At 37.1% G+C, this 9,366-nt stretch carries 7 protein-coding genes and 1 pseudogene; 7 read left to right on the top strand and 1 reads right to left on the bottom strand.

Features of this window, described 5'->3' with window-relative positions; all coding sequences use genetic code 11:
* Positions 1 to 97: 97 nt before the first annotated feature.
* Entirely contained in the window at positions 98 to 1,183 is a 1,086-nt protein-coding gene (gene murG / locus A0J48_RS24995) for an undecaprenyldiphospho-muramoylpentapeptide beta-N-acetylglucosaminyltransferase (protein ID WP_200327284.1), read from the bottom strand.
* A gap of 182 nt (positions 1,184 to 1,365) precedes the next feature.
* Between murG and A0J48_RS24990 the strand changes: the two genes are divergently transcribed.
* The 7 genes and pseudogenes from A0J48_RS24990 to A0J48_RS27295 all read left to right on the top strand — a co-directional run bounded on the left by A0J48_RS24990 (position 1,366) and on the right by A0J48_RS27295 (position 8,988).
* The gene (locus A0J48_RS24990; RefSeq protein WP_200327283.1) at positions 1,366 to 2,175 is read left to right on the top strand and encodes a nuclear transport factor 2 family protein; all 810 of its coding nucleotides are present in this window, start codon (positions 1,366 to 1,368) and stop codon (positions 2,173 to 2,175) included.
* A gap of 121 nt (positions 2,176 to 2,296) precedes the next feature.
* On the top strand, positions 2,297 to 3,067 hold the full coding sequence (locus A0J48_RS24985; protein ID WP_200327282.1) for an SDR family oxidoreductase: 771 nt from the start codon (positions 2,297 to 2,299) through the stop codon (positions 3,065 to 3,067).
* Between the two features lie 169 nt (positions 3,068 to 3,236).
* The gene (locus A0J48_RS24980; protein ID WP_200327281.1) at positions 3,237 to 3,953 is read left to right on the top strand and encodes an SDR family oxidoreductase; all 717 of its coding nucleotides are present in this window, start codon (positions 3,237 to 3,239) and stop codon (positions 3,951 to 3,953) included.
* Between the two features lie 156 nt (positions 3,954 to 4,109).
* A complete protein-coding gene (locus A0J48_RS24975; protein ID WP_200327280.1) occupies positions 4,110 to 4,709 on the top strand; it encodes a MiaE family protein in 600 nt (199 codons plus the stop codon).
* A gap of 1,263 nt (positions 4,710 to 5,972) precedes the next feature.
* A pseudogene (locus tag A0J48_RS24970) lies at positions 5,973 to 7,718 on the top strand (putative bifunctional diguanylate cyclase/phosphodiesterase).
* A 178-nt stretch (positions 7,719 to 7,896) separates the two neighbouring features.
* The gene (locus A0J48_RS24965) at positions 7,897 to 8,814 is read left to right on the top strand and encodes a hybrid sensor histidine kinase/response regulator (protein WP_234301150.1); all 918 of its coding nucleotides are present in this window, start codon (positions 7,897 to 7,899) and stop codon (positions 8,812 to 8,814) included.
* 3 nt (positions 8,815 to 8,817) lie between these two features.
* Positions 8,818 to 8,988, top strand: a complete 171-nt coding sequence (locus A0J48_RS27295; RefSeq protein WP_325079089.1) for a sensor histidine kinase — start codon at positions 8,818 to 8,820, stop codon at positions 8,986 to 8,988.
* Positions 8,989 to 9,366: the final 378 nt, after the last annotated feature.

Raw genomic sequence — 9,366 nt, 5'->3', positions numbered from 1 at the left:
TTACCTATTTTACCCCTTTTTCTTGCACCTTGTTCCTTTTTTCTTACCCTTAAACTCTTTATTTATCTGGCTTTTGGCTTTATTCAGCAAACCCTAACTATTCAAGCATAAGCCCTGCTATCACTTTCCGCACTAAAGCCGCTAACTGATCAGCACTGTCAGGAACTGCGATCGCTTTGGCATTCTCTCCCATCTTTGTTAATTCTGTTGGTGACTGCAACAAATCTAAAACTCGTTTTTGCAATATCTCCCCTGTCAACTGGGACTGTTTAAAAGTTAAAGCTGCACCAACATCAGTAAAAACCGCAGCATTATAAGATTGATGATCTTCTGCCGCAAAAGGATAAGGTATCAAAATTGCTGGCGTACCACAAACCGCTAATTCTGTTAAACTACCAGCACCAGAACGACTAATAGCTAAATTAGCACGGCGCAATAAAGCCGCCATGTTATCATAAAAAGGTAATACTATATACTGGGGATGTTGTAAACTATTCGCTTCTGGATCGTTATCGCCTGTTAAATGGACTACATAAGCACCAACGTCAAACCAAGCTTGTACCGACTGACGCACTAATTTATTAACAGCTACCGCACCCTGACTACCACCAAACACAACAATTAAAGGAACACCATCAGGAATTGATAAATCTAGAGTATTGTCAACTTCTGCATCTAAGAACTGAGAACGGACAGGAGTACCCACACAGACAGTTTTAGCACGAGGTAAATATTTAGCTGCGGCGGCAAATCCTACAGCAACTACACTACACCAAGAACTAAAAAAGCGCGTCACCTTACCTGGTAAAGCGTTAGACTCATGAAAAACAATGGGTAAACCCAAAGAACGCGCTGCTATGACTGCTGGCCCTGCAATATAACCACCGGTGGTAAATAATCCTTGGAAATTCCCTTGTTTGAGAATGCGTCTGACTTCTAAAATCGAACTGATGAGTTTAAACAAAATTCGCACAGACGAAAGACTCAAACCTTGCTGAAAACCTTCAACAGCAATTGTATTCAGAGGATATTGGTCAGGGACAAGTTGAGTTTCTAGTCTATTGGGAACACCTAGCCATTCAATTTTATATTCTGTTAATTTTTCTGCTAATGCGATCGCTGGGAACAAATGTCCACCTGTTCCACTAGCAGCTATGAGTAATTTTATCGGTGCGTTTGCCATTCAAGCTATACCATTAAGCGCCTAGCTGATCTAATTTAAGATACTCTATGTTAGGTCAGCGGGTTTTTCAATTAGTTGATTACCCTAACCAATAAAGTTATCACATCATAGCGGACTTGATTCCGACTTAGTTATAAACAAATTCCTGACCTTTTTTAACTAAATCAGTAAGATCTTAACTAATGACTAACATTATTGCTTTATTAATGAAAAACAACAAAACATTGCCTGTGGGTATTTCCCTAGTTTCCTTACTACTGACACTGGGATTTAGTAATAATCAGCAATTTGCTCAAGCCGGTACACCTGAAAATGCTCCTGCAAAACTCAAAACCCTGCTGACTCAAATTGATACCGCTTCTAGTAAGGGTGATGTGAAAAGTGTGATGCAATTTTACAGCCCCAATTTCACTCATGGAGATGGCTTAAACCGCCAAACTATGGAACAAGCATTGACATCTTTCTGGAAGCGGTATCCCCAACTACGCTACAACACACGGTTGCAGTCTTGGAAATCACAAGGCAATACTATTATTGCCGAAACTGTCACCACAATCACAGGTTCTCCTTCTGCTAACAGCAATAATCTAGCTCTTAACGCTACCATTACTTCCCGTCAGCGTGTTTCTGGTACAAAAATTCTGAGTCAAGAAATCTTATCAGAACGCACTCAACTTACTTCTGGTAAAAAACCACCCCAAATAGAAATTAAATTACCTCAACAGGTGAAAGTTGGTCAGAAATATAACTTTGATGCTATTGTCCAAGAGCCATTGGGTAATGATTTCCTGTTGGGGAGTGCTTTGGAAGAAACCATTCAACCCACCAAATATCTCAATCCTACACCTGTAAATTTAGAATTACTAACTGCTGGGGGACTGTTTAAAATCGGACGCGCACCTTCTACACCTGGTCATCAATGGATTTCTGCTGTTATTCTGCGTAATGATGGCATGACAATGATTACTCAGCGTTTAGTGGTGAAAAAATAATCAAAAATTAGTCAGTGGTGATCTCACTACCACTGATTTATGTTTGACATACTCACCTTTGCGCGCTCTCTCTGTGCCTGGAGCGTGATCCAAAAAAACATATACAACAAAACTATTGAAAATGCTCTCTGTAGAAAACCAAATCGTCTTAATCACTGGTGCAAGTAGCGGAATTGGTGCAGCTTGCACTAAAATCTTCGCTGATGCAGGTGCAAAACTGATTTTAGCGGCTCGACGGTACGATCGCTTACAGGAATTTACCAAAACCTTAAATTTACCAGCTGACAAAATTCATTTATTACAACTAGATGTGTGCGATCGCATTGCTGTGGAATCTACCATCTCTAATTTACCCCCAGCTTGGTCAAAGATTGACATCCTCATTAACAACGCTGGTTTAAGTCGCGGTTTAGATAAACTGTATGAAGGCGATATCCAAGACTGGGAAGAAATGATTGATACTAATATCAAAGGTTTGCTCTACCTGACTCGTTATGTAGTTCCCGGTATGGTGAAACGAAATCGAGGTCATATTATCAACATTGGTTCTATTGCGGGACATCAAACTTACCCCGGTGGTAACGTTTATTGTGGTACAAAAGCCGCAGTCAAAGCAATTTCTGAAGGTTTAAAACAAGATTTATTAGGTACTCCTGTGCGTGTAACATCTGTTGATCCCGGTATGGTGGAAACAGAATTTAGTCAAGTGCGGTTTCACGGAGACACAGAACGCGCAAAGAAAGTATATCAAGGACTAAAACCCCTAACCGCTGATGATGTAGCTGATGTAGTATTTTTCTGTGCCTCTAGACCTGCTCATGTCAATATTAACGAAGTTATCTTAATGCCAGTTGACCAAGCTGGGGCAACTTTAGTCAATCGACGCATTTAAGTAGGGGTTGCTGATAAAGTCTTTTTGTGAAGGCAGGCCAGAGTTTGTTTGGGCTATCTGTTAGTAAGCTGTTCCGCATTTAAACTGTATAACTATGGTTTTACTGCTGACTACTGACTGCTAAAAATAAAATACTGTTGTAAATGCATTAAATTAGGAGTAAATAAACATGAATCCTCAAAATAAAGTGGCAGTAGTGACTGGTGCAAATCGCGGTTTAGGATTTGAAGCATCTCGGCAATTAGCTAAACAAGGATATCATGTAATTCTTACCAGTAGGAATGAAGAAAAAGGTCAAAAAGCCACGCAAATATTACAAAATGAAGGATTAAAAATCACATTTCATATTTTAGATGTTAACAGTGATGAAAGTTGCCAAAAATTAGCCGAATTCATTCAGGAGAAATTTGGTAAACTTGATGTATTAATCAATAATGCAGGAATCTTGATAGATCCAAAAGATCAAGGTCAAAGTATTTTTGAGTCCGAGATAGAAACATGGGAAAAAACCATGGAAACCAATGTTTATGGTGTTTTTCGAGTTACAAAGGCGTTAGTTCCTTTGATGAAGAAACAAAGATATGGACGAATTGTTAATGTTTCTTCCGGAATGGGACAATTAAGCCACATGGACGCTGGTTATCCTGGATATCGTCTTTCAAAAACTGCGTTAAATGCTCTCACACGAATGTTAGCTAATGAATTACAAATCAATAATATTTTAGTTAATTCCATTTGTCCTGGATGGGTAAAAACTGATATGGGAGGTTCAGAAGCACCCCGCACCCCAGAAAAAGGTGTAGATACGATGATATGGTTAGCAACTCTTCCTGATGGAAGTGCAACAGGGAACTTTTTCCGTGATCATCAACCAATAGCTTGGTAATGGGTAATGGGTAATTGGTAATGGGGAAAGAAACAATTATATGAGTTGCTAATTATCTGTTTAGGGTTGATAATAGGTAGTGGCTAAGGGCTATTCAAAAATGGATAATTTACAATTGACAATTTCTAGCCAATCACCAATCACTAATTATTAATTGTGCTGAGTTCACCTTTACCAACTATCAATGCTCTCAAACAACCTACCAGTGATGCTTGGGTAGAGCAAGCGATCGCCAATTTAGATATTATTTTACTCGACCATTCCCACTGTGAACGCAAAGCCGCAGGTGTAGCGTTAAATTTTATGTTTCGTTATCCCTCTAATACTAAAATGGTGAGGGAGTTAACAGCGATCGCACGGGAAGAACTAGAACATTTTGAACTAGTTAACCAATGGTTAGAACGTCGTAATATTCCCCTCGCACCTTTATCACCACCTCCCTATGGTGCAGGTTTAAAAGCACAAGTCAGAAAAAAAGAACCAGAGCAATTTTTAGATAATTTACTCGTAACTGGTTTAATTGAAGCACGCAGTCATGAACGTTTAGGACTGTTAGCAGCAAACTGTCCTGAACTAGAATTAGCTCAATTTTATCGTGGTTTAATGGCATCAGAAGCGCGACATTTTGGGACATATTGGGTTTTAGCAGATACCTATTTTGACCGAGAAATTGTCATGCAACGACTGGATGAATTAGCAATTGTGGAAAGTGAAATATTAGCAACTTTACACCCAAAACCACGAATTCATAGTTAATATAGCAATTCCCATTCAAGTGAGGTACAGGAAGAAATAATTAACCGCAGATGTAGCTTGCTTCCCGTTCGCAAAGCGTGCCGTAGGCATAGGGTACGCAGATCAACACAGATAACTTTGTACCTCATTACATTAGGAAACGCTATATACGGCTAATTTATTTGTTGGAGTTCCCTAAATGCTTGTCGTCCAATACAAAATGTGATACGCTCTTCTGATTTGAAAAGCAGATATCACATTTTTGCTTTGAGCAGGATAGGTTTAAACGAAAACTACATAAATATACTGCTATATTATATATGTACTTACGTATATTCAATGATAACAGATTTTAAAATATTCAGGTTTTTCACGATATGCACACCCTAAATAAACTTGTATCTTTAAGATCATGAAAGCAGCAAAGAGGACAAGTAAAAACTGTTAACTCGGTGAATAACTGCCCAATCTGACTTACTAGGTACTAGTTCATTTAACTTAGGAAATAAGCCACCAAACAATATTGTTTATACTAAAGATACTACTGCTTTTCTCAATTATGCTTTCAATATTCTTCATTTCATAAGCATTCTGACTCCTGACTCCTAAATTCTTATGTTTTTAGTATGGCTGCGGTTATTTTTTCAAAATTGGGATGCTCTCTTCTCAATTAACCGCTCTCAAGAAACAAGGGTATAGGGTGAGAAAAACTGGTTCTTTCATTCATAGCGGGTGGTGCTGTTAGAGGTTGTTTGAAAACTTTTTCGTGTGGGATTTGACACCCGCAGATCCCCCTAAACCCCCCTTGAAAAGGGGAGGCAGTGCGTTGGGCGGGTTTCCCGACTTGAAGCAACTGGCGTGGACTTTGAGAAATTTAGCCCCCCTTTGTAAGGGGGGTTGCGGGGATCTCGATTAATTCTGATACTTTTCAAACATCCTCTTAGGTAAATCCAAAAATTCAATTATCCAATTTTTGTATCTGGTGAGGACTATCAGCTTATTCTTCCCCTGATTAATCAACAATTGGATATTTTTTTATTTGGAAGCCCCTGGGTGGGATTGTTTCTAGGAATCGGTAAAACAAGGGTTTGGGAATTATTGTTTGTAATAAAATTACATCACTTTGTGTTTGTAAAAGATGTGTAAGCATTCGGCCGTCAGCTAACAGCCATCAGCCAGGATTAAAAGTGAATTATTCCGCATTTATCACGAAGCGTAAAGAACAAAAAATTGGTCATAATAAAGTATTAAGATGAACTAATCCAGCAGTCTGAATTTTTACCGATGGTTTTACCCAATCCAATATATATGAACACGATTCTGATTATTGAAGATGAGCCTCAAATACGAGAAAACATTCAGGAAATCCTTGATCTTCATGGGTTTGCTACCATCACCGCAGCAGATGGATGGCAGGGAGTACAAATGGCTCAACATCATCACCCAGATATTATTATTTGCGATCTGATGATGCCAATATTAGATGGATATGGAGTAATTAAAGCATTGCATCAACAGCCATTGACTGCGGACATTCCCTTCATTTTTCTGACTGCTAAAGCAGAACACCGTGATCTGCGTCAAGCAATGGAACTGGGTGCAGACGACTATTTAACTAAGCCTTTTGAAACCAATGAACTCCTCCGGGTAATTTCAATTCAACTGGAAAAACGGCAAATAGTTACCCAACGGTACAAAGGCCAGATTGAGCAGATGGAACATCAGATCAATTATCTGACTCGTCATGATAGCTTAACTGGTTTACCCAATCAATTCTTCTTAGAAGAGTATTTCAATCAAACTCGTCTCCAGGCTTACAATCAAGGTCAATTGTTGCCCCTGTTACTGATTGATATAGATATTATCTACCGTAATAAATTATTCTTTGAGCAAAATTTAAGGAATGTGTTAATTAAAACTATAGGGGAACAATTAAATCTACTAAACTCTGACAATCAAATTATTGATTTAATTGCTTACCTAAAAACTGACCAACTAGCATTGTTGTTAAAGCCAGTTAAAGACAGTAAAATTGTATCTGGTATTTCTGAACAAATTTTAGATATTCTATCACAACCGTTAATTATCAATAATCAGGAAATCTATGTTCAAGCTAGAATTGGCATTGCTTGTTATCCAAATGATGCCCTCCAACTAGGAGAAATTTTGACTCATGCAGAAGTCACTCTAGAGCATTATAAACAGGAAAATAAAACTTTCTATCATTTCTATAATCAGGAAATACTGGATATTGTTTTTAGAAAAGTGATTTTAGAGTCTGACTTTTGGCACGCGCTTGAAAGAAAAGAATTTGAGCTTTACTATCAACCTCAAATTAATATTTGCAATAAAAAAAATGTTGGTGTGGAAGCATTAATTCGTTGGCAACACCCACAATATGGAATGATATCTCCAGCCGAATTTATTCCTCTTGCTGAAGAATCAGGTTTCATTATTCCCTTGTGAGAATGGATTATCCAAACAGCCTGTTCACAATTAAAAAAATTACAAGCAGAATGTTTTGGTGTGTTAAAGGTAGATGTTAATAAATCCGCTCATCAATTTAGAAAAGAAAATTTCATTAACCGCATTAATGACATTATTGCCGATACAAATTGTGATCCAGAGTTATTAGAGTTAGAACTGACGGAAACTGTATTTATTCAAGACATTGAAGTAGTGAAAAGCAAAATAAACGAGTTAAGTAATTATGGCATCAAACTATCAATTGATGATTTTGGTACAGGGTATTCATCATTTAAATATCTGCAAGAATTATCTTTTCGGCACTTAAAAATAGATCGGTATTTTATTACTAATATTGATAAATTAGAAAATAAGCAATCAATTGTTAAAAGCATAATTCAGTTGGCAGATAGTTTAAAGGTCAATATCATTGCCGAAGGGGTAGAAACCAATGAAGAGTTAAATTGGCTCAAACAAAATCATTGTTCTATGATCCAAGGATATTTTATTAGTCGTCCTTTAGCAATAGAAGACTTGAAGATTTACTTACTAGCCAATAATTAAATAACATAAATAACCAAGAAATGAGCTTTAAAAAAAAATAGAAGCTACAATACTAATCAGTTAAAATTTTTGTGGGCATGATAGACAGGTATTTTTCAAGGTTTTCAGCCTACTTTATTGTCTTAACCGAGCATTGTTGATAGGAGTCCTATATTATCAGGGAAACAAGGGAAATAACATGAAAACAATTTTAATTATTGAAGATGAAGCTCAAATTAGAAACAATATTCGAGAAATATTGCATTTATCAGACTTTGATACACTAGTTGCAGAAAATGGGTTACAGGGTTTGGAGTTGGCTAAATCTCAACATCCTGATTTAATTATTTGCGATTTGATGATGCCTGAATTAGATGGTTATAGTGTATTAACTAAACTGCGTCAGGATAGTTCTATTGCCACAATTCCTTTAATTTTCTTAACTGCTAAATCAGAGTGGTCAGATTTACGTCGAGGGATGGAACTCGGTGCGGATGATTACCTAACTAAGCCTTTTATGCCCGATGATTTACTACAAGCAATTGCTGCTAGACTTGATAAACAAGCTATAGCTGACCAACAAACTCAACAAAAATTGAATGCTTTAAGCAGTTCTATCAGTTATTCACTTCCCCATGAAATCAATACTCCTCTTAATCATATTATAGGATTATCCAATTTATTGATTCAAGAAGGGGTAATTCTTTCTAATGAAGAAAATTTAGAAATGCTAAAATCAATTCATCAAGCTGGGTTAAGGCTGCATAGATTGACTCTTAATTTTATCATGTATGCAGAATTAGAATTATTAGCATCTGATCCCGAAAAAATTGCTGAACTTCGCAATAAAGGAATCAAAACTTTTGTGAAGTCAACTGTTGAAAATGTAGCTGAAAAAATAGCTCAAGCAGCAAATAGAACGGGAGATTTAAGTATAGAAATATCAGATGCAATAGTCAAAATTTCTCCTGTCAGGTTGAGTAAAATTGCTGAAGAAATAATTGATAATGCTTTTAAATTTTCCTTACCTAATACACCAGTGAAAATTATAGGGTATAATAGTGATAATTATTTTCATTTATTTATCATTGACTATGGTCGTGGCATGACCAAGTAGGAAATTGCTAACATTGGCTCTTATGTCCAGTTTGGACGCAAAATGCATGAACAACAGGGTTCTGGTTTAGGACTATTAATTGCCAAGAGGTTGGTGGAACTGCACGGCGGAGAGTTTTCCATTGAAAGCATATCTGGAAAACAAACTATTGTTAGGATTGTTCTTCTACAGTAAATTAACTCGGTTGTTAGTGACTTCCAGAAATTAAATTATTTAATGAGTGAGAACCAATATGAGGATGAGATTCTTCCTCCCCTGCGCTCCCTGCTGACCCAACCGATGGAATATTTCTTTAGTGGGAAGTTCCTTAGCAGGTGACAAATATCGTGTCCGGTTAAAAACTGATCATTGAGACAGCAGGGTAGCAAAGCCTAAAATGAATTCACAATTTAAAAACCCTTATTCCCTATTCCCTATTCACTATACCCTCCTACAACATATAAACTCACAATAAGGATAAATGCGGGATAGCTGACCTGTTTTGGGGTAAGCAATCTACCAACCTACGCAATAAATATATATAGTTGTGGGGAAAAATGATGGGAGACTGGC

This window comes from Sphaerospermopsis aphanizomenoides BCCUSP55, from assembly GCF_001586785.1.
Lineage (GTDB): Bacteria > Cyanobacteriota > Cyanobacteriia > Cyanobacteriales > Nostocaceae > Sphaerospermopsis_A > Sphaerospermopsis_A aphanizomenoides_A.
The sequence above is the reverse complement of the archived record's forward strand: the minus strand, read 5'-3'. Positions and strand labels throughout refer to the sequence as shown.

What these genes read in the sequence shown, in the direction of transcription:
- A0J48_RS24985 (WP_200327282.1), top strand. Translation starts at nt 2,297, where the DNA reads ATGCTCTCTGTAGAAAACCAAATCGTCTTAATCACTGGTGCAAGTAGC.
- A0J48_RS24990 (WP_200327283.1), top strand. Translation starts at nt 1,366, where the DNA reads ATGACTAACATTATTGCTTTATTAATGAAAAACAACAAAACATTGCCT.
- A0J48_RS24965 (WP_234301150.1), top strand. Translation starts at nt 7,897, where the DNA reads ATGAAAACAATTTTAATTATTGAAGATGAAGCTCAAATTAGAAACAAT.
- A0J48_RS24980 (WP_200327281.1), top strand. Translation starts at nt 3,237, where the DNA reads ATGAATCCTCAAAATAAAGTGGCAGTAGTGACTGGTGCAAATCGCGGT.
- murG (WP_200327284.1), bottom strand. Translation starts at nt 1,183, where the DNA reads ATGGCAAACGCACCGATAAAATTACTCATAGCTGCTAGTGGAACAGGT.